Origin of the sequence: Streptomyces sp. NBC_00631 (genome assembly GCF_045206895.1) — a bacterium.
Classification (GTDB): domain Bacteria; phylum Actinomycetota; class Actinomycetes; order Streptomycetales; family Streptomycetaceae; genus Streptomyces.
This window is the reverse complement of the sequence record NZ_CP107734.1, coordinates 4,737,851-4,764,034: the sequence shown is the minus strand read 5'-3', so window position 1 is coordinate 4,764,034 and position 26,184 is coordinate 4,737,851. Positions and strand designations below refer to the sequence as shown.

The following is a 26,184-nucleotide window of genomic DNA, read 5'->3' as shown; positions in this document are numbered from 1 at the left end:
CGACCGCATCGCCGGGAACCCCCGCCCGTGGGGTCGTCCAGGACCGTTGGCCCAGCCACTTCCCGTTCCGTGCGGCCCCGTCGGGGTCGGCCGGGGCCGGCCGGGTCACGTCCGCCTTCCACAGCTTCGGCCCGCGGACGCTTCGAGAGCCGCGGCTGGCGCCCCGAGGAGTGGGTGGCCGGGCGCGAACGCCTGGCCGCACGCGGCCTGGTCGACGCGGACGGTACGGCCACGGAGGCGGGCCGCGACCTGCGCCGTGCGAGCGGCGCGCCGACCTGCTGGCCCTCGCCCCCCTGGCAGGCCCTCGGCCCCACCGCCACCGACGCCTCGCCGAACTCCTCGGCGACCACTGGGTCGCGATGCTCTCCTCCGGGCTGCTGCCCACGGAGTCGACGCTGGGGATCGGCAGGGTGTGAGGCACACCGGTGGGAGGCGTGCGTCCCCCGACGGTGTGAACGGGCGCACGGCCGTGGCACCCGAGCTTCCTCCGCCGTGCCAAAGCCCCGACTACCCGAAGGGGTTGCGGGCATCCGTCCTCTGAGGCCCTGCCGGGTCCGGATCACCCGGTCATTACGGTGGGGCAGGCAGAGACCCGCCCGTACGGAGGCGGCAGAGGGAGACATGGGGGCGTACGTGGCGCGTCTGAGGGGCGGGGCGGTCACCGCTGTCGTCGTGATCCTCGCCGTGGCGGGGTGCAAGGACCTTCAGGACAAGGGGACTTCGGGAGCCCAGGGCACGGGTGGCGGGGGCGCGGCGCTGACCGCCGCCGAATCGCTGACCGTCAAGGGCCGGGCGCCGAAGACCGGATACTCCCGGGCCAAGTTCGGCTCGGCGTGGGCGGACACCGACTCCAACTCCTGCGACACCCGGGTTATCTCTATGCTGCGCGGCGTGTTCGCGGTGTTTTCGCAGCTCATCCAGGGGGCAGTGCGCTATGCGTATTGAGAGGGACATGAGGCACAGTGTCGGGGGGCGGCCTGTTGTTGTGGCATCCGTCGCACTGGCGGCCGGCGGAATCCTGATCGCAGGCTGCAAGGACATTGCTCCACCTGAGGGCAGTGGCTCATCCGGTTCTGCCGTCTCGACCACCGGTGACGGCCGGGCCGTGAACCCGCTGAACAATCCGGACGGCACGAAACCGGGGCTGGGGGCGATCACGTCCACCGCGGACATGGCGAAGGCGCGGTCGCTGATCGAAAAAGTGGCGACGAAGGGACGCGGGCCGAAGACGGGGTATGAGAGGGACAAGTTCGGCTACGCCTGGATGGACTCTGCTCCAGGCGGCATACCCTTTGCTCACAATGGCTGTGACTCGCGAAACGATCTTCTGAAACGCGATGGCGAGAAGGTCCGTTTCCGGGCCGGATCCGACTGCGTCGTCGCCTCCATGACGCTGCACGATCCGTACACGGGTAAGACCATCGAGTGGACCAAGTCTCACGCCACGACGGTGCAGATAGACCACGTCATGCCGCTGTCGTACGACTGGCAGATGGGTGCGGCCCGTTGGCCGAAGGACAGGCGGGAGGACATCGCCAACGACCCGCTCAACCTGATTCCCGTGGACGGCCCCACCAACGGCGCCAAGAGCGACTCGGGGCCCGCGACCTGGCTGCCCCCGAACAAGCAGGTCCGCTGCTCCTACGTGGTGCGCTTCGCCCAGGTGTCGTTGAAGTACGGCCTTCCGGTGACGGGCGCGGACAAGCGGATGATGCTGACGCAGTGCGGCGGCTGACAAGGCCGACGCGGTCGGCATCAACCGCGGGCCGAAGGAACCGTGGTGCTCGTTGAGGGCCATTCCAGGACGGTCAGCTCAGGCCATTGCTCGCGCCACCGTGCCGCCTTGGCCTCGTAGACCGACCGCGGCGCGAGCACCGGGTTCGGTCGGACGACGAGGTTGAACACGTCCGACAGCCCATGCGGCGCATATACACGCCACTTGCTGTCCGCCTCGGCACGCACCCCTAGACAGCACGTGGTTGCGGCAAAGCTGTCGATCGCCGCCTCGGTGGACTGGTACGGAGGACACGCCACCCCGAACCTGTCCTCGTACCAGAGGTGCACCCGAGCCTCGTTCCGGATCTCAACCTCTGCGGGCAGACCGGAGAAGACCTCCCGTCCTGCCTTGATCGCAGCGTCCTCCGCCCCCCAGGACAGATCGCCGGCGTCGAAGTAGAAGACGTCATAGTCCTTGATGCCGCTGGTCGGCGGCTTGCCCGTGGCCACGTTCCATACGGTCTGGAACAGGCACCCGGCAGTCACGTACCACCCGGGCAGACCCAACGTCGCCGTGCGCGCCAGTACCTCCGTCAACACCTCGTTTCGGGACAACGTCTCACGCAGGCACTCAAGCTGCTCGTCAAGGGGGAGGCGGCCGATCACGAACCCTGCCTACCACAACATGGTCTGCGGCGGGTCTGATACCGGTTCCCGCCATTGGTCACTTAGAAGGCACCGCCCGCATCGCGCGGCGAAGACTTGCCCTGGCGGCGGTGAGGTCGTCCTCCGCCTCCTGCAGGCGTCGTTCTGAATCAGTCAGGCGGTCCCCGGCCTCTGACAGCTCACGCCTCAGCTCCGTGTTTTGCTGTTCCAGCTGCCGGATCCGCTCGACCAGCTGACCGCGGCCCACATCGTCCAGTTCCGCGCCCAGAGAGAGCCGTACGCGCTCCCGGAGACGGTCCCGCTCCTTCTTCAGGTCCTTGATCTCTTGTCGGGCCAGGGCGAGTTCGGTCTGCAGGCCGGCGGGTGTGACCTGCCCCGAGCTTGGCCCGGTGACGGTCCGGCGTCCGTGCTGACGCTGTTCGTGCATGGCGGCTTGGATGGCATCCTGCACCTGCGGTTTGTTGTAGACGAACCAGGTAGATACCGAGGCTTCGCGGGCGACGCGAGCACAGGTGATCCGCTGCCCGGAGGCGAAGAGGTCGCGGAGGACGTCCAGGGTGCGAGCCGTCTTGGCTTCACTGTCCTGGGCACGGGCGGCACGAAGACGCCGGATCCGCGCTTCGTTGCCTGCGGTGGCATTCGGGGAGGTACGGGTCATGAGGTCTTCCGGAAGGTCAGAGACTGGACCGGGATGAAAGCGGCGGCTGAGCGGACTTTGCGCAGTTCGCGTGAGGCGGCCTCGACTGTGGCCCGTTCCTCCTCCGGCATCTCTTCAAGTTGTCGCCGCATCCTGTCGGCCGACTTGGCGTACGCCCGGATCTGATCGTCGAAGTTGCGTACCACCCAGTCCGCCGTCTCCATGGCCAGGGCTGCCTCTCTGTCCGCTCTCAGATCCGCGACCTGTTGCTCCAGCGCGGGCAGGTAGGAGGGATCGGGCCGGTAGAAGTCGCATCCGGCGCACTGGAACCGGATACGGCAGTGTCCCCCGCCCGCTTTGACGTTGCTGGGCTCGGTGCAACCTCCGTAGGGGACCGCGACGCTCTCGACCTCATAAGCCAGGGGGTCTTCGAAGCGCTTGGGAGATCCGTGCCGGTCGACGGCGAAGCGGGCGACTGTCCTGACGGCTTCCTGTTTTCTGCCGAGTGAGACCTTGTAGTAGCCCATCGTGACGTCGAGGGAGCGGTGGTCCATGAGGTCTCTGAGGACATCGGGGCGGGTGCCGGCGTCCGCGTGGCGCTGCGCGTAGGCATGGCGGAATCCGTACGGGATGATCTGGGTGCGGTCGTATGACAAGGGCTCGCCGTCGTCGCCCAGGCGCTCGTCGACGAGTTCGGGAATGAGCTCGTCGACCCAGTCGCGGAAGATCCGGTTGCAGAACTGCGCGGTGGTGAGGTGACCGCGCCGAGGGCGGTTGCGCTGGCCTGGTGACGGAAACAGCCATTGCTCACATGCCGGGACCTGCGCCAGACGCTGAAGCTCCTTCTGCCAGAACTCGATCTCCTGGGCGGTTGCCTCGGTGATGGGCAGGCGGCGGCCATGTCGGCGCCGCTTGTGGTTGTCGTAGATCAGAGTCGGTTTGCCGTCGACCCACTCCAGACAGTCGCGATGCAAGCTGGTCACCTCACCAGGGCGCCGACCGGTGTCCCGGAGGATCCTGTATGCCGCTTGGTACATCCTCGCGAAGTCGGAAGCAGTCCAGCCACCGCTCTCGTACCTGGTCGATGTTCCGAGCAACTCGATGTGAAGGTCGAGTTGAGCGATGACGTGCTCGGGGATTGCGCGGCCGATCTCGTCCTCGGAGACCTCGAGCGCGGCGATGGTGTGAAGCTTCGGGTTCAGGGCGAAACCGCCGGGAACGTGATCCATCAGCCCAGCCTGCCGTGCGTACTCGAGGAACGCGCGCCACAGGCGAAGCAGCGCCCGCCGGTGGCCCGTCGAGTAGGCATGGCCGTCTTCGGGACGCCTGGCGATACGAAACTCGTCCACCACGATGCTCATGTCGGCCATCGACAACTTTTCCGGCCTGTCCCCATGGGGGCGGTTGGCCAGGGCGTTGGACGCCAGCGTCACGGCGTACACGGTCTGACGCAGGTCGAAGACATTGGGGCGGACAGTGCGCCCGTACTCCTTGACCAACTCTCGTAGCCACGACTGGCGGACCGGCCGGAAGTCGATGACGCCATGCACGGCCGGGTACTTCCGGCCCCGTCCGGCCGTGAGTCCCACCAGAGCGGATTCCCAGACATCTCCCGAGGTCGGATCAGTGCCGTCGTACTCCAAGCGCACGCGTCGGACGTGCTGCAAGATGCCGTTCAGCATCCCGGCGAGGTCCGCCGGCAAACCATGCACGAACGACTCGTCGAGGTCCAGTAGGGTGGCCAGCCCGGAGGGGAGAGCAGCGATGGCACGGCGGATACGCTGGGGAACCAGGGTGATCCCGGCGGCGTCACGCTGCTGGAGGCCGTACAGAACCTCCTGTCGTATGGCCAGCGACACCTCGGCCAAAGAGAATTGGGACACTCCGAGAGCAGCAGCGCCCGCGCTGTTGGGCCTGCGCCGAGCCTCAAAAGGAACGTAAGCCGAGTCGAAGTCCACCGGGTGTCCCTGGCATACGCGGGCACGACGGCAGGACTCGCAGCGGCTGCCGTTGCTCGCCACATGCGTCGAGCATGCCGCCACTACACAGGTGAACACACTCGTCGAGGGGTTGCCGGGGTCTGCTGTGTAGCGCGATACGGTCGGGTCCCACTCCTTCGTCCGCCACCCGGGAACCAGCCGTTGCTCAAGCCATTCGGCCCATGCGGGGTCCCGTGGGCGGGACTCACTCGAGGTGGCTGCGCCGATCATTCGGTTCATCGCTCCGCCCCCGTGGAGGTGCCGTCGACGGCCGCGCGGAGGTCATCGTCCCGGGCGTGCAGGTACACAGCGGTGCTTGCCGGTGACGCGTGCCCCAGAAGCACCTGTACGACGTCAGGGGCGACTCCGTTGCGAATCCAGTTGGTTGCCGCCGTATGCCGCATCATGTGGGGGCGCGTGCGAAAGCCGCACCGTCTGCCGATCCGTTCGACGATCTGCTTGGCGTTGGAGTACGTCGTAGGCCTGCCTACGTGGGCGCCGAACAAGTTCACGAAGACGTAGTCGCAGCGGGAGGCTTCGGGCACAGTCTCGCGCTCGGCGAGATGGTCGCGGTACCGGTGAACAGCGTTTCCCGTGAGCGGCACCATGCGGTGCCGCCCCGCCTTCGCGCGCGCCCCGTTGACGTTGCCCTGACGCGGCCGCACGTGCAGGTGCGCGCCACGTGTTCGGCAGCCCAGGTGGGTTGAGTCGGGCAGCAGGTGCATGTCCTCGCGCCGCAGCCCGAGAGCCTCGCCGATCCGCAACCCGCCTTCCACGAGCACAGTAAGGAGCAACCGGTCGCGAGCGGTGGGCGCCGCATCGAGCACCTGGGCCACCTGCGACGCGGTGAGTGTCGCAGGCGCCGTCTCGATCTCGGGCGCTTTCAGTACCCGGGCCTTCACCATGAGGTGCTGGCCGCCTTCACCAGGATCGAAGCCGACTGGTGGCGATGTCAGGAAGCGCGGCTCGCTCAGTCGCGCGGCGACGTCATGGGCAACGTGACCCTGGACGGCGCAGAAGCGGATGAACTCGCAGACGGCGGTGAGAACGGCGTTGACTGTCTTACCTGACGGCAGTTGCCCCCGCCGGATGGGTGTCCGCTCGGTATGGAACTTGAATCTCGTCATGTCGCCGAGTCCGACGGTCTTCCAGTCGGTGCCCCGCCCGGCACACCAGTTGAGGAAGCGTCCGATACGAGGAATGTAGGCGCGCTGCGTCTGTGGCGAGCGCCTTGCACCCCACAGGTAGAGCGAGAACTCCCGTGCCTCGGGGTGAGGCCGGTACGTCTCCTCGTCGACGAGCAACCAGGTGACCTCTCCCGTGGTGGGCGAGACGGCCTTCTCCGTACGTAACACCATTGATCCGCCCCCTGTCTGAGCATGTCGCTCATGTGCCTCTTGGCATGACTGATAACGGCGAGGCACGACGAGGGGACACGGCTGTCACTCACGTAAATCGCAGGGAAGAAGGGGATGTAGATAACCCGGGACGACATACTCAAGCGCGACCTGAAGGACGTGAAGTACACCGACGGCGACTGCAAGGTCTCCTACGGCGTGCTGGAGCCGGACCCCTACTCCGGCAAGGAGGTCACCTACCGGCGCGGCCGCAGCCTGGTCGACATCGACCACCTCGTCGCGCTCTCGGACGCCTGGCAGAAGGGCGCCAAGTACTGGGACGCCGGCAAGCGCATAGCCCTGGCCAACGACCCGCTCAACCTCCTCGCCGTCGACGCGAGCGCCAACCGCGGCAAGGGTGACGGCGACACCGCCACCTGGCTGCCGCCCGACAAGTCCTACCGCTGCACCTACGTCGCCGCGCAGGTGGCCGTGAAGAAGAAGTACGGCCTGTGGGTCACCGGCGCCGAGAAGAACGCGATGAAGAAGGTCCTCACCACCTGCCCGGGCCAGAAACTCCCCTCGGGCGGCAACCCGACCGAGGCGCCGGCACGCTTCAAGGCGCGCTGAACCGGCCCGCCCCCGACGCGTGCGTCACCGCCGCCTGCGTCACCGACCCATGGCGTGGCCGCGCGGCGCGGGTGCCGGGCAGCCCGCCTTCTCCCAGGCGACGAAGGTGTTGGTGCGAGCGAAGACGAACGCCTTGACCGGGTTGGCGGAGTACGTCCACGGCGCGCTGCCGACGTATCCGCCGACCGCCCGGAACTGCTCGACGGCCTCCGCGTACCGATCCGTCTGGAACAGCGCGTCCGCCAGCAGGTGCCGCACCGTCGGCAGCCGGTGGTGCCCGGCCGGCGTACGGTCCACGGCGTCCAGGGTGGCGTCCACGGCCGCCTGCACGAACGGCTGGCTGTACACGGGCGCCTTCGGCTCCCGCGACGCGTGCTCCATCAGCGCCTCCAGGCGCAGTACGGGCAGCAGGCTGCCCTGCGGCGCCGAGGCCGCGGCCTGCTCGGCGAACGCGTACATCAGCTCGTGCGAACCGCGCCACTTGGCGCACCAGTACTGCAGGGCGCTCATGTGCGCTCCGAAGTGGTGCGGATCGCGCGCCGTGATCTCGGCCCACAGCGCCCGGAAGTCGTCGTGCGACCAGCCGAGCCCCAGCGCGATGGAGATCTGCGCGATCCACGGACACGGGTCCTCGGGTGCCGTCCAGGCGGCCTCCTGGCAGGCGGGCAGTGCCTCGGCCAGCAGCCGGTGAAAGCCCTCGAACTGCTCCGCGGTGGTGTGTTTCGCCTGGTTCGCGCCGCGCACCTTGTGCGCGAGCACGACCAGCGCGTCGGCGTGCACCAGGGCGGCGGCCGGGTCGCCGGGGTACTCGGTCCGCCACGCCCTGAGCCAGGTGTCGTCCTCGGCGGCCGCGTGGGTGAGGATGCCCAGCCGGTACCACCGCAGGTCCCAGTCCCGGCCCGCCCCGGCCAGGTAGCCGGCGGCGCGCCGCCAGTCACCGGCGAGGGCGGCCGCCGCGACCGCGTCCGCCTCGGGATCGGGGCCCGCGAAACGCTTGTCGAGCTGAGCGGCGGGCACCAGCCCGTACTTGGCGGGGTCGATGTTGACCGGCGCCTTGGCCTTCGCCTCCGCCCGGAGCGCCCGCGCCTTGCGGGCGTTGCGCGGGACGGTGACGGCCGCGTAGAGGAGGGCGCCGGTACCGGCTATGTCGATCAGGACGTTCATACCGGGTCTTTCGGGTAGAAGCCGCCGAAGGGGGCGGTTGACGAGATGTGCGCAGGGGTTGTGGGAGCGTAGCCGCCGCCGGACAGCAGCAGAGCCCGCAGGGGAGCCGTGCCGGGCGGCTCGGCGACCACGTGGTCCAGGGCCTGCTCCAGCGCCTCGGCGAACCGCTCGGGTGCCACCACCCGCACCGCGGGCCCGGACCAGCACAGCTCCCACCGGCACAGCCCGGTGTCCAGCGCGGCGAGCAGGGCGAGCCGGCGCAGGGCCGAACGGAAGGCCGTCCTGCCGAACTCGCGTGCCGCACGCCCACTGCTCCGGCCGGCCTGCTCCGACCTGGGCAGCCAGTCGGCGAGGTCGTGCAGCAGGCCGTGGTCGACCAGGTCCAGGAGGCGGCCGAGATGCGTGACTCCGGATACCCCCGATACCCCGTACACCCCGCATGCCCCGGATACGGCGATGCCTCTCGCGCCGGCCACCTGGGCCATGGCTTCCAGCAGCGGTGCGGCTTCCCGCGCCCAGCTCTCGCGCCGGGCCCGGGCGGGCAGTTCGGTCCAGGGCACCCGCCGCCAGGACAGCGTCTCCCGGGGCAGTACGGCTCGCTCCAGTCCGGCGAAGACGCGGTCCGGCTCCCGGAGCAGCGCGAGGGCGGGGCGCGTGGTGTCGCGTCGTCCGTCGCCGGGGAGTCCGGGGAGTTCGGGGAGTCCGGGGAGTTCGGACAGCTCGGGGAGCGCCTCCAGCGCCGCGATGCGGGCCGCCGTGGGCGGGTGGCTGTCGTACGGCGAGCTCTCCTCGGAGATCACCTCCGGGAGCGGTCCGCCGGCCCACGCATCCAGTTCCGTCCGGCGTCCGGGGTCCGCCAGCAGGAGGGCGAGCCCGCCGTGGAACTGTCCCTCCGGCGGCAGCAGGCCGGCATCGTGGCCCAGCAGGGCGTACTCGCGCAGATAGAGGTCGTCGGCGGCTTCTAGCGCGGTGATACGGCGCAGGGCCGCGGCCATGGTGCCCCGTCCGGCGACCCGGGCGGCCACCAGGTCGGCCGCGTACTCCTGCCGGCGGCTGACGGCCTCGGTCAGGCGCAGACACCACCGCGCGTACGCGGAGAAGACGAGGGCCAGGTAGTGGTCCGGGCCCCGCGTGGGCTCCCGCTTCAGCGGTGGCGGCTTGCCGGCCGCCCGGCGCCGTGCGGCCCGTGCGGCGGCCCTCGCCTTCTCCTCGGCCTCCTCGCGCGCGGCCCGCTGCCGCAACGTGTGTGCGGTGTGCAGCAGTCTGCCGTGCAGCGCCCAGAGCAGGCCGCCCAGCCGGGTGTCCTCGTGCGCGTAGTGACCCAGTTCGTGCCCGAGCACGGCGTGCAGCTCGTCCTCCGGCAGGCCGATCAGCAGCGCCGCGCCGAGGAAGAGCCGCCGCTCGCCCGCGACCAGCCCGAGCCACCGGCCGTCCTCCCGCACCATGGCGTTGGCCCCCGGGATCACCCGGATCTCCGTGGGTGGCTGAGTGCCCACCCGCTCGGCGAGGTCCCGCACCCGCCGCCACAGCTCGGGCTGCTCACGCGGCGTCAGCGGCACACCGGGCAGCTCGTCCTGCCCGTCCCCGGGGCCGCGGGTGAGGAGGACGACCCGCACCACGCACCAGGCGATCGCCAGCGAGCCGACATAGCCCTCGACGGCCATGACCGTGAAGCCCGGGCCCCGGGCCAGGAAGACGTCCAGGAGCGCGAGCGCGACAAGGATGAGCAGGGCCAGCAGGTAGAACCCGAGGAGCAGGCCGAGAACGAGCACGGCACGCAGCGGCGCTCCGGGCACGCCGTGTTCTCGTACGGCGGTCTCCCCGGTGGCAGCCCGGCCGGCGGGACGGGACCTGAGGCGCATCGGCATCCTTCACGGGAACGGAACTGGGCGGGACGGGACGGGACGGATCGGTGGCTACTTCTTCAGCGCCGACAGGATCGTCGTCGTCACCTTCCTCGCGGACGCGGCGCCGTTGTCGGCGCCCGCGGTGGACAGCACGGTGACCACGGAGCTGCCGGAACGAGCCGCGATCAGCGTGGTGCCGTTCTCCCAGTAGCCGCTCGTCAGCGTCATCATGTAGGCCTCGTCGCCGAGTCCGGCCGTGGCTGTGCCGGTGAGCTTCACCTTGGCGTGCGCGTCGGTGTCCGTGTACGTGGCGCACTCGTCGGCCACGGTCCGCAGCGCCTTCATCACGGCGGCCGCCGTGGCGCCCTGGAAGGCGTCGATCTCCTGGTCCACCTCCGCGGTCTTGTTCGCGTAGCCGTTCTGCGCGAACGACACCCCGCCCTTGTAGCCGGACACCTGGATCCAGGACGTGGTCTCCAGCCTGGTGCAGTCCGGCTTCCCCGCCTTCCTGTCGGCCGGGGAGAGGAACTGGCCACCGCTGTCCGCGGAACCGTCGGACTCAAGGGCGAGCCCGGCCGGGAAGGCCGAGGCGGGCGCCAGCGCCTTCTTCAGCCGGGCGCCCGTGAGCAGGCCGGAGTCGGGGTCCTTCGCCTTGGCCGGCTGGGTGCTCGTGCCGGTGCCGGAGTCGGTGGTGGATCCGGTGGATCCGGTGGAGCAGGCCGTCAGGGCCAGCGGAAGGGCCGCGACGGCTATCAGCATCACGGCACGGGACGGGAGACGCATCAGAAGTCCTTCGATGGTGGATGAAGCGGTGGGTCAATAAGAGCAGAGCCTGTGAACCGAGTCAACACGGTTCACGCGGGCAGTGGTGTACACGCCGTGAAGCGATGGATCTTGCGTGCGTCGGTATGCTCGGTGCACACATGGGACGACGGGAGGGAGGCCGCGTGCAGGACAACGCCACAGAGGTGACCGCGGCCGGCATCGCGCGGCTGGCCGGGGTGGGCCGCGCCGCCGTCAGCAACTGGCGCCGTCGGCACGCCGACTTCCCCAAGCCGGTCGGCGGTACCGAGACCAGTCCGTCCTTCGCGCTCGCCGAGGTCGAGTCCTGGCTGCGCAACCAGGGCAAACTCGCCGAGGTCCCGCTGCGCGAGCGGGTCTGGCAGCACCTCGCCGGGCACCCCGACGGCGCGCTGACGGCGCTGGTGCACGCCGGCTGCGTGCTGCTGCTGATCCACGAGCGCCCCACCGTCTGGCTCCACGCGAGCGCCGGCTCGGACGAGCGCCTGGCCGCGATGCTGCCGGCCGCGCTGGAGGAGGTGCTGACCGCGCGCCTCGGCGGCGCGGCGGAGCGCACGGTTCACACCGGCCGGTCCGCGGGCATCGCCGATGCTGTGAACAGCCCTGGCGGCGCGGAGGGTGTGAACAGGCCCAGCGGACCGGAGGGTGTGAACACTGCACCCACCCCCGCCAACACCACCCCCGCCAACACCACTCCCGTCGTCCGCACCCCCACGGGCCCCCAGCTCCTCCCCTCCGTCCCGCTCCTGCGCGGCGCCGCCGAACTGGCCGCCGAGGCCGGGGCCCGGCAGGCCTTCGAGTTCCTGCTGGGCAGGCACCTGGACGCCAACCCCCGCCAGTACACGCTCACGCCGGCCGAACTCGCCGGTCTCATGGCCGATCTGGCAGGCCCCGCCCGCACCGTGCTGGACCCGGCCTGCGGAACCGGCGCCCTGCTGCGGGCCGTCGACATCCGCCCCGGCCAGGAGCTGTACGCCCAGGACAACGCTCCCGACCTCGCCGCGCTCACCGCGCTGCGGCTCGCGCTGCACTCCCGGGCCGGGGTGCACGGCGCCGCCGGCGACACCCTGCGCGCCGACGCCCACCCGGAGCTGCGCGCCGACGCGGTGCTGTGCCACCCGCCGTTCAACGAGCGCAACTGGGGCCACGACGAGCTGGCGTACGACGCACGCTGGGAGTACGGCTTTCCCGCGCGCACCGAGTCGGAACTGGCCTGGGTGCAGCACGCCCTGGCCCGGCTCGCCGACGGCGGTACCGCGGTCCTGCTCATGCCGCCGGCCGTCGCGTCCCGCCGTTCCGGCCGCCGGATCCGCGCCGACCTGCTGCGCCGGGGCGCGCTCAGGGCGCTCGTCGCGCTGCCGGCCGGGGCGGCGCCGCCGTACAGCATCCCGCTGCACCTGTGGGTGCTGCGCCGGCCCGACCGGACGCCGGCCACGCCCGAGGTGCTGCTCGTGGACACCGGGAGGTTCGCCGGGGAGGGGCGGGGCGGTCCGGACTGGACGGCGGTACGGGACGCCGTCCTGGACGCCTGGCGTGCCGTCGAGCGCGACGGGGGGCCGGTGGAACGGCCGGGGCTGGCCCGTTCGGTGCCGGTCATCGAACTCCTCGACGACGACGTGGACCTCGCACCCGCCCGCCATCTGCCCCCGGCCGCCGGGGCCGACGGCGCGGAACAGCTCACGGCGGTCCGTGATCGGCTCGGCGAGACCCTGCGCCTGACCGTGGACCTCACTCCGCCGCCGGCCGATCAGGCGTCGCCCGCGCGCTGGCCGCTCACCACCGTCGGTGAACTCGCGCGCGGGGGCGCGCTGATGCTGCGCACGGGCGGGAACGGCGGCCACGCGCGCCTGCCCGTGCTCACCGACCACGACGTCCTCGCCGCGGCGGAGCCCTCGGGCACGCTTCCCGAGAGCGACGAGGAGGCCGTGCTGACCGAGCCGGGCGATGTCGTCGTACCGGTCCTCGGCGGCGGCTCGGTGGCGCGGGTGATCGACGCGGCGACGGCGGGCGCCGCCCTGGGGCGCAACCTCGTGCTGCTGCGCCCCGATCGCACGGCCCTCGACCCGTGGTTCCTCGCCGGCTTCCTGCGCGGTACCGCCAACAACCGGCAGGCCAGCAGCTATGCCTCCACGGCGACCCGGCTGGACGTGCGCCGGCTGCAGCTGCCCCGGCTGCCTCTGGAGGAACAACGGCGCTACGGCGCGCGCTTCCGCGCACTCGACGAGTTCGAGCGTGCGCTGCGCCACGCGAGCCGACTGGGGGAGCACCTCGTGCGCGGGATGTACGACGGCCTCACCGACGGTACGGTCGCGCCCGACTGATCCCCGATCGTCCCGTGGCCGGCCCGTGGTCGGTGCCTGGCCGGTGCGTCCCCGCAGCCGGTCCGACAACGGTTCGGTACAACCCGAACCGGTTGTCCGTGCCGGGCCATATGCTCGAACCGACCATCGCGCGACCGGTGTCGTCCCCGGACGGACCGCGCCGGGCGGGCACGTACGCCCTTTTCAGGCAACACAGGAGCGATCATGCAAGGCCAGGGCCATGCGCAGCCGGTGCGGCGGCCGCCGCACGAAGCCGTACTGGTCCTGTTGCGCGTGGTGTTCGTGGCGATGGGCGTGTTGAGCGTCGGCTTCCTGGCGTGGGTGATGATGCTGCGGCTGGCCGCGGTGACCCGCAGATCTGCGGACTGGGGCCTGCTGGTGGCGGTGGCCGCGTCCGACGTCCTCAGCCTCGTGCTGCTGGGCAACGAACCCGGCGACGACGTGCACACCCCCGGCGGCTACCTGGGAATCACCCTGCTGTTCGGCACGCTGCTGGCCACGAGCGTCTACTACCTCGTGGCCGACGTACGCCACTTCCAGCGGCAGCGCGCGGCGTACGCGGCGCAGGGATACGGCTACCCGCCCCCCGCCTCGCCGTACGCCACGGGGACGACACCCCTGGGCGCACAGCCCCCGCACACCCCACCCCCGCACACGGTTCCCCCGCTGCCCGGGCCGCCGCTCTCGCAACCCCCGATACCCGCGCCGCCCCAGCGCCCGGCGCCCGCCCGGATCGAGCAGGTGCGCGCCGAACTCGACGAGCTCAGTGACTACCTGCGCAAACACGACGGGCACCGCGAGGGCGGCTACGAGAGCGACTACGAGGGCGGACGGTGACCGTGGCGACAGGACGTGTCGTCGCCGGCCGCTACGAGCTGTCCACGCTCATCGGGCAGGGCGGCATGGGCCAGGTGTGGACGGCGTACGACCAGCGGCTGGACCGGCGGGTGGCGGTGAAGCTGCTGCGCCCCGACAAGGTGGCGGGCGCGGAGGCGGAGGAGCTGCGCCGGCGGTTCCTGCGGGAGTGCCGGGTGACCGCGCAGGTCGACCACCCCGGGCTGGTCACCGTGCACGACGCGGGCAGCGAGGGCGAGGAGCTCTTCCTCGTCATGCAGTACGTGGACGGTGCCGACCTCTCCGACCACCTGGCGGAGCACGACCCGTACCCGTGGCAGTGGGCGGTGGCGGTGGCCGCGCAGCTGTGCGCCGTGCTGAGCGCCGTGCACGCCGTGCCGATCGTCCACCGTGACCTCAAGCCGCGCAACGTGATGGTGAAGCAGGACGGCACGGTCACCGTGCTCGACCTGGGCGTGGCCTCCGTCATGGACACGGACACCACCCGCCTCACCCACACCGGCTCCCCGATCGGCTCGCCCGCCTACATGGCGCCCGAGCAGGCGATGGGCGGCGCGGTCGGCCCGTACACCGACCTGTACGCGCTCGGTGTGCTGCTGCACGAACTGCTCAGCGGGGAGGTCCCGTTCGCGGGCTCCACGGCGCTCGGCGTGCTGCACCGGCACCTGTACGAGCCGCCGCTGCCCGTGCGCCGGATCCGCCCCGAGGTCCCGGAGCCGCTGGAGAGCCTCGTACTGCGCCTGCTCGCCAAGGACCCGCAGCACCGTCCGGCGTCCGCGCAGGAGGTCTACGAGAACCTGTCGTCGCTCCTGCCCGCGCGCGGGACGCCCTCCGGGGCGCCTCTGGACCCCACGCGCCCCTTCCTGCGCCCGCACGCCCCCTGGCCGGACCGGGCGCGGACGCCCGCACACCAGCCCGCCGCCCCCGTGGCCGTCGTACCGGAGAAACCGGATGTCGCCGCGGCCGTCGACGAGGTCAAGCGGCTGCTCGGGGAGGGGCGCATCACCCAGGCCGTCGACATCCTGGGCGCGATCCTGCCCGTCGCCGCCGACCGGCACGGCGAGCGCTCCACGGTCGTACGGACCCTGCGCAAGCAGTACGCGGCCACGCTGATGGACGACGGGCAGTACCGGCGCGCGCTGCCCGAACTGCGCCGGCTCGCCGAGGAACGCGCCGCCGAGGCGGGCCAGGCCGACCCGCAGGCCCTGCGCTTCCGTTACGAGACCGCCCAGTGCCTGGAACAGCTCGGCGAACCGGCCGCGGCGCTCGCGGAGTACCGTGCGCTGCTGCCCTACTACGAGAACCAGTACGTGGCCGGCGATCCGCAGCTCGCGCACGACGTGCGCCGCCGCATCGGGCATCTGCTGCTCGCCCTCGGCGACCGGCCCGCCGCGCACGACACGCTGGCCCGGCTGCTGATGGACGTGGAGCGGCTGCACGGGCCCGGGCATCCGATGGCGGCGGAGGTCAGGCGCACGCTGCAGTGGCTGGGGCAGATGCGCGGCTAGGTCCCGCGCAGTGCATACTGCATCTACTTTTCGCACAACTTGCCGCACAGCAAAGACACAGGGGTGGGGTCGGGCATGTCCAGCCATCGGCAGTCGAGGAAGCGCAGATACATCACCTGGGGCGTCGCGGGTGCCGCCGTGGTCGCCGGGGCCGGGATCGCCGCGCAGACCTCCATGGCGGCCACCACCTGGCCCGCCCAGAAGACGTTCACCGGCCGCGCCTTCGACACCTGTGCCGCGCCCTCGCTCGCCGCGATGAAGGCCTGGAACACCGGGTTCTACGGCGCCGCCGCCGTCTACATCGGCGGCAAGAACCGCGGCTGCGCCCAGCCCAACCTCACCGCCTCCTGGGTCAAGTCGGTCTCCGCGCTGGGCTGGAAGCTCGTCCCGCTCTACGTCGGCGCCCAGCCGTCCTGCGGATCCGGCGGCTCCGTGAAGATCAGCGCCGCCACCGCCGCCTCCGTGGGCAAGTCCGAGGCGGACGACGCCGTCACCAAGGCCGCCGCGCTCGGCATGAAGGCGGGCAGCCCGATCTACCTCGACATGGAGGCGTACGACACCACGAACACGTCGTGCAACAACGCCGTGCTGACGTACGTCCGCGCCTTCGACAAGGAACTGCGCGCGAAGACGTACCGCGCGGGCTTCTACGGCTTCACCAGCTCCAGCGCCAAGGCGATCGCGAACGCCACGGACGAGACGGACCTGCCGGGCAACCTCTGGTACGCGCTGTGGGACAAGAAGAACACCACGACCACGGACTGGCCGTTCGGCTCGACCCAGTACACCGGGCACAGCCGGGGCCACCAGTACATGGTGAACAGCAAGGAGACGCACGGGAGTTACACGATCACCGTGGACCGTGACGCGTGGGACGGCCCGGTGGCGATCACGGGCTGAGCGGAACCCGTACCGCAAACCCTTCCGGAGGGTGGTGCGGCGGTGCCGGATACGCGTGTGAATCGTTGGTCGAATGGGTTGGCCAGAGCTTGCCCACTGCCTACCATCGATCACCGCAAGACTTTGTGCACCGTCGCACAATCTCCTCGGGAGGCACCCTTGCACCGCCGCCGTCGCACCGCGCTCGTCCTCTCCGCCGCGATCGCCGCCGCGGCCCCCCTCCTCACCGCCTGCGGAAGCGACGCGCACCCGGGCGCGGCGGCCGTCGTGGGCGGGCAGCGGATCACCGTCTCGCAGCTGGAGAACCGCGTGAACGAGGTGCGCCAGGCCCAGCGCGCCGCGGTGCCGGACGGGACGCAGTACCAGCAGGTCCTCGCCTCCACCAGCAGCCTCACCCGGGACACCCTGTACAACATGGTCCTCGACCGGGTGCTGCACCGGGCCGCCCAGGACGCGGGCGTCGGCGTCACCCGCAAGGAGGTCGAGAAGATGCGCTCCGGCCTCGAACAGCAGGCCGGCGGCTCCGCGGCGCTGCAGACCGCCTGGCTGCAGAAGTACGGCATCGCCCCCAAGCGCCTGGACGACAACCTGCGCTTCCAGGTGGAGGCCAACAAGCTCGCCCAGGCGCTCGGCACCGACACCTCGCAGCTCGCCTTCTGGAAGGCCCTGGCCAACGCCTCCAAGGAACTTCACGTCGACCTCAACCCGCGCTACGGCGCCTGGGACGTCCAGAAGAGCAGCCGGGTGGACGCCAAGACGCCGTGGGTACGGGAGGTCACGTCGGCCGGGACACAGGTGTCGGCGTAGCGCCTCCCCGGCGCGGGGTGAAGCGTGCGGTCATACGATCACTTGATCGTCCCCACCCTGTGGACAAAGCGCGAGGTCGGCGGCGGTGGTGCGTTACGTTCGGAGCGTGAACACCACCAGGCCCGAACCCACCACTCCGGAACCCTCTCCGGCCTCCCGGTCCGACGCCGGCCGGGTCGTCCTGCTCACCACCAGCCACCGGGTCGCCCCCGGCCTGCTCTCCTGGCCCGCCTGGCAGGCGCTGCGCGCGGCGGACCGCGTGCTGTGCGCGGACGGCGCCCACCCGCAGCTGCCGTATCTGCGGGAGGCCGGGACGGCCGTGGACGAGGCCGCCCCCACCGCCGAGGAGCTGATCGACGCCTGCGCCGGCGGCCGGACCGTGGTGGTCGTGGCCACGGGCGAGGGCGAGCCCGCCCTCACGGACGGCCTGGCCCGGCTCGCCGGCTCAGGCCGTGTGCGGATGCCCGAGCTGGAGCTGCTCCCCGCCTCCTACGACCTGCCCGGCGCCCGCCTCCTCGACCTCGTCCAGGTCATGGACCGGATCCGCGCGGAGTGCCCCTGGTCCTCCCTGAAGACCCACGAGGGCCTGGCCAAGTACGCCATCGAGGAGGCGTACGAACTCGTCGAGGCGATCGAGGCCGGCGACCGCGACGAACTGCGCGAGGAACTGGGCGACGTGCTCCTCCAGGTCGTCTTCCACGCGCGGATCGCGGAGGAGGACCCCGACGCCCCCTTCTCCATCGACGACGTGGCGGGAGGCATCGTCACGAAGCTCATCCACCGCCACCCGCACGTCTTCGGCGACGAGACCGCCTCGACTCCGGAGGAGGTCAAGGAGCACTGGCTGCGCACCAAGGCGATAGAGAAGCAGCGCGAGTCGGTGACGGACGGGGTGCCCCTCGCCCAGCCGGGTCTCGCACTGGCGGCGAAGCTCGCCTCACGGGTGCGCACGGCAGGGCTGGACGTACCGCTGCCGCAGGCACAGGGCGTCGGCTACGAGCTGCTCGCGCTCGCGGCCCACGCGGAGGCGGAGGGCGTCGACCCCGAGACGGCGCTGCGGGCGGCGGCCCGGGCGTACCGGAACGCGGTGCGGGCGAGGGAAGGGGTGGAGAACTGAGCGGAGGCAGGCGCGGGGGCGCAGGATCGGCGAACGCCGGTCGAGTGCCACCCGGCCGCTGCGGATACCGTCGGGGAGTGACCGACCAGTTCAACTCCGACACCGCCGCTCCCGAACTCTTCACCTGGGAGTTCGCGACGGACCCCTACCCCGCCTACGCATGGCTCCGCGACAACGCCCCCGTCCACCGTGCGACTCTCCCCAGCGGCGTGGAAGCCTGGCTGGTCACCCGCTACACCGACGCCAAGCAGGCGCTCGCCGACCCGAGGCTCTCCAAGAATCCGGCGCATCACGACGAGCCCGAGCACGCCAAGGGGAAGACCGGCATCCCCGGGGAGCGCAAGGCGGAGCTGATGACGCACCTGCTGAACATCGATCCGCCGGACCACACCAGGCTGCGGCGGCTGGTCAGCAAGGCGTTCACGCCACGCCGGGTGGCCGAGTTCGCGCCGCGGGTACGGGAGCTGACCGATGAACTCATCGACGGGTTCGCGGCCACCGGGTCCGCCGACCTCATCCACGACTTCGCCTTTCCGCTCCCCATCTACGCCATCTGCGACCTGCTCGGCGTCCCGCGCGAGGACCAGGACGACTTCCGGGACTGGGCGGGGATGATGATCCGGCACGGGGGCGGCCCGCGGGGCGGGGTCGCGCGGTCGGTGAAGAAGATGCGGGGATACCTGGCCGAGCTGATCCACCGGAAGCGCGAGGCGCTGTCCGCCGAGGCCGGTCCCGGCGAGGACCTCATCTCCGGGCTCATCCGGGCCTCGGACCACGGTGAGCACCTCACCGAGAACGAGGCCGCGGCCATGGCGTTCATCCTGCTGTTCGCCGGGTTCGAGACGACCGTCAACCTGATCGGGAACGGGATGTACGCGCTGCTCACCCATCCTGGGCAGCGGAACCGTCTGCAGGAGTCCCTGGCCGCCGGCGAACGCGGGCTGCTGGAGACCGGTGTCGAGGAACTGCTGCGCTACGACGGGCCGGTGGAGCTGGCCACCTGGCGGTTCGCCACCGAGCCGGTCACCGTCGGCGGGCAGCACATCGCGCCCGGCGACCCGGTCCTGGTCGTCCTGGCCGCGGCGGACCGGGACCCGGAGCGGTTCGCCGAGCCGGACACCCTCGACCTCGCCCGGCGCGACAACCAGCACCTCGGGTACGGCCACGGCATTCACTACTGCCTCGGCGCCCCGCTCGCCCGCCTGGAGGGGCAGACCGCGCTCGCGGGTCTGCTCACCCGCCTCCCCGACCTGCGACTCGCGGTGGACGAGAGCGAGTTGCGGTGGCGTGGTGGGCTCATCATGCGCGGACTGCGCACGCTCCCCGTGGAGTTCACGCCCGCCGGCCGCTGAGCCCTGCCGAGGCCCGTACCGCCCCGAACAGCCAAAGGTGACCAGCGCTCAAGTCTGTGATCTTCACGTGATCTGCGCGGCATTAACTTGTGACAAGTGATCGTCTGCCGATACGTTCACCCATCAGCGCGGCGCCCCTGCGGGACCCGCCGCGCCGGTCACCGCTGTCGCTCGAAAGGTTTCCGCATGCTCTCCGGGAACGGTCGTCACCGTCGCCCCCGTCAGGCTCCGGCCCTCCTCGTCGCGGCCGGGGTGACCGGCTCCGCCATCGCCATCCCGCTCCTCGGCGCGGTGAGCGCGCACGCTGCCGACGGCTCCACCTGGGACCAGGTGGCCGAGTGCGAGAGCGGTGGCTCCTGGAGCGCCGACAACGGCAACGGCTACTACGGCGGCCTCCAGATGTCCCTGGACGACTGGGAGAAGTACGGGGGCACGGAGTACGCCACGACGCCCGACCAGGCGAGCCGTTCGCAGCAGATCGCGGTCGCCGAGAAAATACTCGCCGACCAGGGCACCAAGCCCTGGCGGACCTGCGCCCTGCTGGCCGGGCTCTCCTCCGACGACGCCTCGGTGAACGTCGACACGGGCCTTGGCGGATCGGCTGACTCGTCCTCCTCCGACTCGTCGGACACGTCCTCCGGGCTGTCGGACTCGTCGTCCTCCTCCTCCGACTCCGGTTCCTCCTCGGGCGCCGCGGACTCCGGGGACGACTCCAGCACTCCCTCCCCGAGCGCGAGCGCGGGCAGTGACTCCAAGACGGACACCCCCAGCAAATCCACCAAGACGGACAAGTCGGAATCATCCGGCTCCGGCACCGGCTCCGGTACCTCGAAGGCGAGTGAGAATCCCGTCACCTCCGAGGCTGACGACTCGGACAATTCGTGGCAGACCGGAGGCTCTTGGAGTCTGGTCGACACGGGGGCCGTCGGTGGCGGCGGCAAGCATCGCGGCGGCTCGGCGGACGAAAGCGTGACAAACGGTCAGGATGCCACCTCCTCCGCCCGTCACGCCTCCCGCGACAGCGGCACCTACACCGTCCGTGAGGGCGACACCCTCGCCTCCATCGCCGACTCCCTTGACCTCGACGGCGGATGGCGTGCGCTCTATGCCGCGAACAAGGCCGACATCGGTACCGACCCGAACGCCATCACCCCCGGTCAGACCCTGAAACTCGGCAGCGAATCGGACGAAAAGTAGCGGGAGTTGACGCCCCGCTTCGAGGGCTAATGTCCGTTTTGGCGAAAGTGTGGGATGAGTCTCAGAAGCCCTGATCATCTTTGAAATTCGCCGGATGCCCTGTTTACGGTCAAGGCCGCTCGTCACCACGAGCCCCGGCTGTCGCAACGCCGAGTCCTGCCAGCGGCCGTCCGGGAACAGTCGTCGCGTCAAGCGCCGTAGGCAGGAGCGGGGGACCCAAGGTAAGTGCCGGGACCGGCAGTCGAGGCTGCCGATCCGGCTCGGGGTGAAGCCGCGCACCGACACACGGGTGTGCGGCCGGGCAACTCAACCGGCCCGAACCCGACAGCTCACCTCGCAGGCGTCGGTGAGGGGATCGATCCATGCTGTTTTCCGGCAAGGGCAAGCACCGTCGTCCGTCCAAGGCCGTCCGCGCCATCGCTGTCGCCGGTGTCACCGGCGTCGCCGTCGCCGCTCCGCTGATGGCGGCCGGCAGCGCCTCGGCCGCCACCGCCTCCGAGTGGGACGCCGTCGCCCAGTGCGAGTCGGGCGGCAACTGGGCCATCAACACCGGCAACGGCTACTACGGCGGTCTGCAGTTCTCCGCCTCCACCTGGGCCGCGTACGGCGGCACGCAGTACGCCGCGCAGGCGAACCAGGCCACCAAGGCGCAGCAGATCCAGATCGCCGAGAAGGTCCTCGCCGCGCAGGGCAAGGGCGCCTGGCCGGTCTGCGGCACGGGCCTGTCCAGCGCCGCCTACACCGGCGGCGGCTCCAGCAGCTCCTCCAGCTCCAGCTCGTCGAGCAGCAGCACCAGCACCCGCTCGACCGGTACCCAGGCCGCCTCCCGCTCCGCCGAGCGCCCGGCTGCCAAGAAGACCGTCACCACCCCGACCGGCAAGAAGGTCAAGAAGGGCGACGGCGAGTACAAGGTCGTCAAGGGTGACACCCTCAGCTCGATCGCCGAGAAGCACAAGGTCAAGGGCGGCTGGCAGGCGCTGTTCAAGCTGAACAAGGACATCGTCGACGATGCCGACTTCATCTACCCGGGCCAGCAGCTCCACCTGAAGTAAAGGCGCGGGCGCGGTGCGGCGCGTGCCGCAAGTACTAAGCGGCGCCCAGCTGAAGCACAGCCCCCACACAACCGTGGTCCCCATAGTGGAGGCCACGTGAGGGCCACCCCCGTCCCCCACGGCTCCCCGCTCCGGTGCGTTTCCCCCCGTACGCACCGGGGCGGGGTTTCTCTTTGCCGTCCTCCTTCCGGTCCCCTTCTTGGCCCGCTCTTCTTCCGTTCTTCATCGGGACCCCCTTTGTTCCGCGCATGAACAATGAGTACCGTCAGTGTGTCCACGGGTCGGTCGGTCGTGCCGGCCGACGGGCCCGGGACGGTTAGGCTCTAGTCGCAAGGCTGAGCAAGGGCCGGCCAGGCCCACGTGCGCCCCGCACAACCAGCGTCACATCCCAAGAAGGAGATGCTCGTGCCGTCCATCGACGTCGTCGTAGCCCGGGAAATCCTGGACTCCCGAGGCAACCCCACGGTCGAGGTCGAGGTCGGCCTCGACGACGGCAGCACGGGTCGTGCCGCCGTCCCGTCCGGCGCCTCCACCGGTGCCTTCGAGGCCATCGAGCTCCGTGACGGCGACCCCAACCGCTACCTGGGCAAGGGTGTCGAGAAGGCCGTCCTCGCCGTCATCGAGCAGATCGGCCCGGAGCTGGTCGGCTACGACGCCACCGAGCAGCGCCTGATCGACCAGGCCATGTTCGACCTGGACGCCACCGACAACAAGGGCTCGCTGGGCGCCAACGCCATCCTCGGAGTCTCCCTCGCCGTCGCGCACGCCGCCTCCGAGGCGTCCGACCTCCCGCTCTTCCGCTACCTGGGCGGCCCGAACGCGCACCTGCTGCCGGTGCCGATGATGAACATCCTCAACGGCGGCTCGCACGCGGACTCCAACGTCGACATCCAGGAGTTCATGATCGCCCCGATCGGCGCGGAGTCCTTCTCCGAGGCGCTGCGCTGGGGCGCCGAGGTCTACCACACCCTCAAGAAGGTCCTGAAGAGCAAGGGCCTGTCCACCGGCCTCGGCGACGAGGGCGGCTTCGCCCCCAACCTGGAGTCCAACCGCGCCGCGCTGGACCTCATCCTGGAGGCAGTCAAGCAGGCCGGTTACGTCCCCGGCGAGCAGATCGCGCTCGCGCTCGACGTCGCCGCGTCCGAGTTCTACAAGGACGGCAAGTACGAGTTCGAGGGCAAGTCCCGCTCGGCCGCCGAGATGACCGAGTACTACGAGGAGCTGGTCGCGGCGTACCCGCTGGTCTCCATCGAGGACCCGCTGTTCGAGGACGACTGGGCCGGCTGGAAGGTCATCACCGACAAGCTCGGCGACAAGGTCCAGCTCGTCGGCGACGACCTGTTCGTCACCAACCCGGAGCGCCTCGCCCGCGGCATCGAGGAGGGCACCGCCAACGCCCTGCTGGTGAAGGTGAACCAGATCGGTTCCCTGACCGAGACGCTGGACGCCGTCGAGCTCGCCCAGCGCAACGGCTTCAAGTGCATGATGTCGCACCGCTCCGGCGAGACCGAGGACGTCACCATCGCCGACCTCGCCGTCGCCACCAACTGCGGCCAGATCAAGACCGGCGCCCCGGCCCGCTCCGAGCGCGTCGCCAAGTACAACCAGCTGCTGCGCATCGAGGAGATCCTCGACGACGCGGCGGTGTACGCGGGCCGCAGCGCGTTCCCCCGCTTCAAGGGCTGACCCCAACCTGGGGTAACGCTTAGCCAGTCGTACGTACGTCCCCGTACCCGGTCCCGTACCGTGTCCGGGGACGTACGCACGTATCAGGGAGGCGGGGACATGGCAGTGAAGGACCGGGACCGGTTCTCCACCGCGACCAGGCTCAAGCTGCTCGGCGAGCAGACGGCGGCCCGGGTCTACCGCTCCCAGACCCGGCGCCAGGCCCGCCGCTCCCGGCTCACCGGCCGCGCCGCGCTCCTCGCGATCGTGCTCTGCACGATGGTCGTCGCGCTCGCCTACCCGATGCGGCAGTACGTCTCCCAGCGCGCCGAGATCTCCGACCTGGAACGCCAGCAGCAGCAGGCCCGGCAGCGGGTCGAGCAGCTGCGGGACCTCAAGGCGCGGTGGCAGGACGACGCGTACGCCGAGCAGCAGATCCGGGAGCGGCTGCACTACGTGATGCCGGGGGAGACCGGCTACATCGTGATCGACCCCGGTGTTGCCAAGCAGGCGCACGCCTACCTCGGGGCGGCCGACCGGCCCTGGTACGCGAACGTCTGGGACGGCGTCGACAAGTCCGACGCGTCCGACCAGTGAGCAGCAGAGCAGCAGTGGCGCAGCAGAGCAGTAGTAGCGCAGCAGAACAGAAAGACAGGCATGGAAACGGCTCCTCCCTCCACTCCGCGTACCGAGCCGACCGACGCGGACGTCGAGGCCTTCAAGCAGCAGCTCGGGCGGCCGCCGCGCGGACTGCGGGCGATCGCGCACCGGTGCCCGTGCGGCCAGCCGGACGTCGTGGAGACCGCGCCGCGGCTGCCGGACGGGACGCCGTTCCCGACGCTGTACTACCTGACGTGCCCGAAGGCCGCGTCCGCGATCGGCACGCTTGAGGCCAACGGCGTGATGAAGGAGATGACGGCGCGGCTGGAGAGCGATCCGGAGCTGGCGGCGGCGTACCGGGCCGCACACGAGGACTACATCCGGCGCCGGGACGAGATCGAGGAGCTGACGGGCTTTCCCAGCGCCGGCGGTATGCCGGACCGGGTGAAGTGCCTGCACGTGCTCGTGGCGCACTCCCTGGCCGCCGGCCCCGGCGTGAACCCGCTCGGCGACGAGGCGATCGCCATGCTGCCGGAGTGGTGGGCCAAGGGGGCGTGTGTGGTGTCCACGGCCGAGCACTGACCGACGGACAGGTCGCCCTCCCGGAGGCTCCGCCCCGGGCCCCCGGGTCCCTCGCCCACCCACCACCCGACTCGGTTGATCGAATGGTTGCCGTCCCGACCCGGTCCGTCGAGCAGGTGCCGCCCGGCTCGGCCCGGTCCGCCGACAAGTCACGAACAGACAAGGAACCCGCCACCCATGACCCGCGTCGCCGCCATCGACTGTGGCACCAACTCCATCCGGCTGCTCGTGGCCGACGCGAACCCGGAGACCGGAGAACTCGTCGACCTCGACCGGCGGATGGTGATCGTGCGGCTCGGGCAGGGGGTGGACCGGACCGGGCGGCTCGCGCCCGAGGCGCTGGCGCGGACGTTCGCGGCCTGCCGGGAGTACGCGGCGGTCATCAAGGAGTACGGGGCGGAGCGGCTGCGGTTCGTGGCCACGTCCGCGTCCCGTGACGCCGAGAACCGGGACGAGTTCGTGCGCGGCGTGCTGGACATCCTCGGCGTCGAGCCGGAGGTCATCAGCGGCGACCAGGAGGCCGAGTTCTCCTTCACGGGCGCGACGAAGGAGCTGACCGGACGCGACGACCTCGCCAAGCCGTTCCTCGTCGTGGACATCGGCGGCGGCTCGACGGAGTTCGTCGTCGGCGACGAGCACGTGCGCGCCGCCCGGTCCGTGGACGTCGGCTGTGTGCGGATGACCGAGCGGCATCTCGTGCACGAGGGGCACGTCAGCGACCCGCCCACCGAGGCCGAGACCGCCTCCATGTGGGCCGACATCGAGCGCGCCCTCGACCTCGCGGAGGAGACCGTCCCGCTGCGCGAGGCGCACACCCTGGTCGGTCTCGCCGGCTCCGTCACCACCCTCTCCGCCATCCACCAGGATCTGCCGGAGTACGACTCCGCGGCCATCCACCACTCCCGCATTCCCTACGCCCGGGTCCGGGAGATCACCGAGTGGCTGCTGCGCTCGACGCACGCCGAGCGGGCGGCGATCCCCTCCATGCACCCCGGCCGCGTCGACGTCATCGGCGCCGGCGCCCTCGTCCTCCAGTCGATCATGGAGCGGGTGGGCGCGACGGAGGTCGTGGTGAGCGAGCACGACATCCTCGACGGGATCGCCTGGTCCGTCGCCCAGCCGTCCAACGGGCGTCGGCCATTGCCCAACGGCCTCGGATGAGCAGGTGGGACAACGGGTGAGCACCCGGAACGGCCGGTGACACCCCGTGCCACGACGTCCCGGCGGAAAACTTCGTGAAGTTCTTCACAAGGAATTCGGTGCAGGTGAGGGGTCCGGTGGGGGCTCTTCGGCCGTTCGGGGGCTCAACGGCCCCGAGTGCGTGCTCAGGAGAGCGATTCGAAGGTGATTCGGGAGGTACTCGTGAGGGTGACATCGGGTGCCCTCACGGTGCCCCCGGAAGCCTGGAGAGGCAGCTCACGCGGCATTGACAACGGGTCGTATCGGAAGTG

Annotated in this window: 21 protein-coding genes, 3 pseudogenes and 1 riboswitch; of the genes and pseudogenes, 17 read left to right on the top strand and 7 right to left on the bottom strand. The window is 70.7% G+C overall.

What is annotated here, in order from left to right; genetic code table 11:
• Positions 1-123: 123 nt before the first annotated feature.
• The 3 genes and pseudogenes from OHB00_RS21785 to OHB00_RS21775 form a co-directional block, all read left to right on the top strand.
• Positions 124-416, top strand: a pseudogene (locus tag OHB00_RS21785) (helix-turn-helix domain-containing protein); the annotation flags it as partial.
• 205 nt (positions 417-621) lie between these two features.
• Positions 622-870 (top strand): annotated as a pseudogene (locus OHB00_RS21780) (hypothetical protein); the annotation flags it as partial.
• Between the two features lie 82 nt (positions 871-952).
• Entirely contained in the window at positions 953-1,735 is a 783-nt protein-coding gene (locus tag OHB00_RS21775) for an HNH endonuclease family protein (protein WP_406436675.1), read from the top strand.
• A gap of 20 nt (positions 1,736-1,755) precedes the next feature.
• On the opposite strand, the gene OHB00_RS21770 is transcribed toward OHB00_RS21775, so the two are convergent.
• The 4 genes from OHB00_RS21770 to OHB00_RS21755 form a co-directional block, all read right to left on the bottom strand.
• Positions 1,756-2,382, bottom strand: a complete 627-nt coding sequence (locus OHB00_RS21770) for a nucleotidyltransferase family protein (protein WP_406436673.1) — start codon at positions 2,380-2,382, stop codon at positions 1,756-1,758.
• Positions 2,383-2,440: 58 nt separating this feature from the next.
• A complete protein-coding gene (locus OHB00_RS21765) occupies positions 2,441-3,040 on the bottom strand; it encodes a DUF6262 family protein (protein ID WP_406436671.1) in 600 nt (199 codons plus the stop codon).
• Positions 3,037-4,977, bottom strand: a complete 1,941-nt coding sequence (locus OHB00_RS21760; RefSeq protein WP_406436669.1) for a tyrosine-type recombinase/integrase — start codon at positions 4,975-4,977, stop codon at positions 3,037-3,039. Before OHB00_RS21760 ends, OHB00_RS21765 begins: the two co-directional genes overlap by 4 nt.
• Positions 4,978-5,234: 257 nt before the next feature.
• The gene (locus OHB00_RS21755; protein WP_406436667.1) at positions 5,235-6,356 is read right to left on the bottom strand and encodes a tyrosine-type recombinase/integrase; all 1,122 of its coding nucleotides are present in this window, start codon (positions 6,354-6,356) and stop codon (positions 5,235-5,237) included.
• Positions 6,357-6,479: 123 nt separating this feature from the next.
• On the opposite strand from OHB00_RS21755, the pseudogene OHB00_RS21750 reads away from it, so the two are divergent.
• Positions 6,480-6,965: pseudogene (locus tag OHB00_RS21750) on the top strand (HNH endonuclease family protein); the annotation flags it as partial.
• Positions 6,966-7,004: 39 nt separating this feature from the next.
• On the opposite strand, the gene OHB00_RS21745 reads toward OHB00_RS21750, so the two are convergent.
• Genes OHB00_RS21745 through OHB00_RS21735 form a run of 3 tightly spaced genes read right to left on the bottom strand, consistent with a single transcriptional unit; the run spans position 7,005 to position 10,759 of the window.
• Positions 7,005-8,129: a hypothetical protein gene (locus OHB00_RS21745; RefSeq protein WP_406436665.1), complete on the bottom strand. Its 1,125-nt coding sequence runs from the start codon at positions 8,127-8,129 to the stop codon at positions 7,005-7,007.
• Complete coding sequence (locus tag OHB00_RS21740) at positions 8,126-9,991, bottom strand: M48 family metalloprotease (protein WP_406436663.1); 1,866 nt, start codon at positions 9,989-9,991, stop codon at positions 8,126-8,128. The genes OHB00_RS21745 and OHB00_RS21740 overlap by 4 nt, the downstream gene beginning before the upstream one ends.
• Before the next feature lie 54 nt (positions 9,992-10,045).
• On the bottom strand, positions 10,046-10,759 hold the full coding sequence (locus OHB00_RS21735) for a hypothetical protein (RefSeq protein WP_406436661.1): 714 nt from the start codon (positions 10,757-10,759) through the stop codon (positions 10,046-10,048).
• A gap of 164 nt (positions 10,760-10,923) precedes the next feature.
• On the opposite strand from OHB00_RS21735, the gene OHB00_RS21730 reads away from it, so the two are divergent.
• The 13 genes from OHB00_RS21730 to OHB00_RS21670 all read left to right on the top strand — a co-directional run bounded on the left by OHB00_RS21730 (position 10,924) and on the right by OHB00_RS21670 (position 25,894).
• Entirely contained in the window at positions 10,924-13,098 is a 2,175-nt protein-coding gene (locus OHB00_RS21730; protein WP_406436659.1) for an N-6 DNA methylase, read from the top strand.
• A gap of 204 nt (positions 13,099-13,302) precedes the next feature.
• A complete protein-coding gene (locus OHB00_RS21725) occupies positions 13,303-13,935 on the top strand; it encodes a hypothetical protein (RefSeq protein ID WP_406436657.1) in 633 nt (210 codons plus the stop codon).
• 38 nt (positions 13,936-13,973) lie between these two features.
• Positions 13,974-15,461 carry a protein kinase domain-containing protein gene (locus OHB00_RS21720; RefSeq protein ID WP_406445925.1) on the top strand — a complete coding sequence of 496 codons (1,488 nt, stop codon included), beginning with the start codon at positions 13,974-13,976 and terminating at the stop codon, positions 15,459-15,461.
• 75 nt (positions 15,462-15,536) lie between these two features.
• Positions 15,537-16,361 (top strand): glycoside hydrolase domain-containing protein, encoded by an 825-nt coding sequence (locus tag OHB00_RS21715; RefSeq protein ID WP_406436655.1) that lies wholly within the window; start codon positions 15,537-15,539, stop codon positions 16,359-16,361.
• Positions 16,362-16,520: 159 nt separating this feature from the next.
• Positions 16,521-17,168 carry a SurA N-terminal domain-containing protein gene (locus OHB00_RS21710; protein ID WP_406436652.1) on the top strand — a complete coding sequence of 216 codons (648 nt, stop codon included), beginning with the start codon at positions 16,521-16,523 and terminating at the stop codon, positions 17,166-17,168.
• A 106-nt stretch (positions 17,169-17,274) separates the two neighbouring features.
• Positions 17,275-18,285 carry a nucleoside triphosphate pyrophosphohydrolase gene (locus OHB00_RS21705; protein WP_406436650.1) on the top strand — a complete coding sequence of 337 codons (1,011 nt, stop codon included), beginning with the start codon at positions 17,275-17,277 and terminating at the stop codon, positions 18,283-18,285.
• Between the two features lie 77 nt (positions 18,286-18,362).
• Positions 18,363-19,637 (top strand): cytochrome P450, encoded by a 1,275-nt coding sequence (locus tag OHB00_RS21700; protein ID WP_406436648.1) that lies wholly within the window; start codon positions 18,363-18,365, stop codon positions 19,635-19,637.
• A 186-nt stretch (positions 19,638-19,823) separates the two neighbouring features.
• On the top strand, positions 19,824-20,834 hold the full coding sequence (locus OHB00_RS21695; RefSeq protein WP_406436645.1) for a transglycosylase family protein: 1,011 nt from the start codon (positions 19,824-19,826) through the stop codon (positions 20,832-20,834).
• A 183-nt stretch (positions 20,835-21,017) separates the two neighbouring features.
• Positions 21,018-21,192: riboswitch (cyclic di-AMP (ydaO/yuaA leader) on the top strand.
• Positions 21,193-21,196: 4 nt separating this feature from the next.
• Complete coding sequence (locus OHB00_RS21690; protein ID WP_406436643.1) at positions 21,197-21,886, top strand: transglycosylase family protein; 690 nt, start codon at positions 21,197-21,199, stop codon at positions 21,884-21,886.
• Positions 21,887-22,285: 399 nt separating this feature from the next.
• A complete protein-coding gene (eno, locus tag OHB00_RS21685) occupies positions 22,286-23,572 on the top strand; it encodes a phosphopyruvate hydratase (protein WP_406436641.1) in 1,287 nt (428 codons plus the stop codon).
• Positions 23,573-23,671: 99 nt separating this feature from the next.
• Complete coding sequence (locus OHB00_RS21680; RefSeq protein ID WP_406436639.1) at positions 23,672-24,148, top strand: septum formation initiator family protein; 477 nt, start codon at positions 23,672-23,674, stop codon at positions 24,146-24,148.
• A gap of 60 nt (positions 24,149-24,208) precedes the next feature.
• The gene (locus tag OHB00_RS21675; protein ID WP_406436637.1) at positions 24,209-24,733 is read left to right on the top strand and encodes a DUF501 domain-containing protein; all 525 of its coding nucleotides are present in this window, start codon (positions 24,209-24,211) and stop codon (positions 24,731-24,733) included.
• Between the two features lie 177 nt (positions 24,734-24,910).
• Entirely contained in the window at positions 24,911-25,894 is a 984-nt protein-coding gene (locus OHB00_RS21670) for an exopolyphosphatase (RefSeq protein ID WP_406436635.1), read from the top strand.
• The last annotated feature ends 290 nt before the right edge of the window (positions 25,895-26,184 follow it).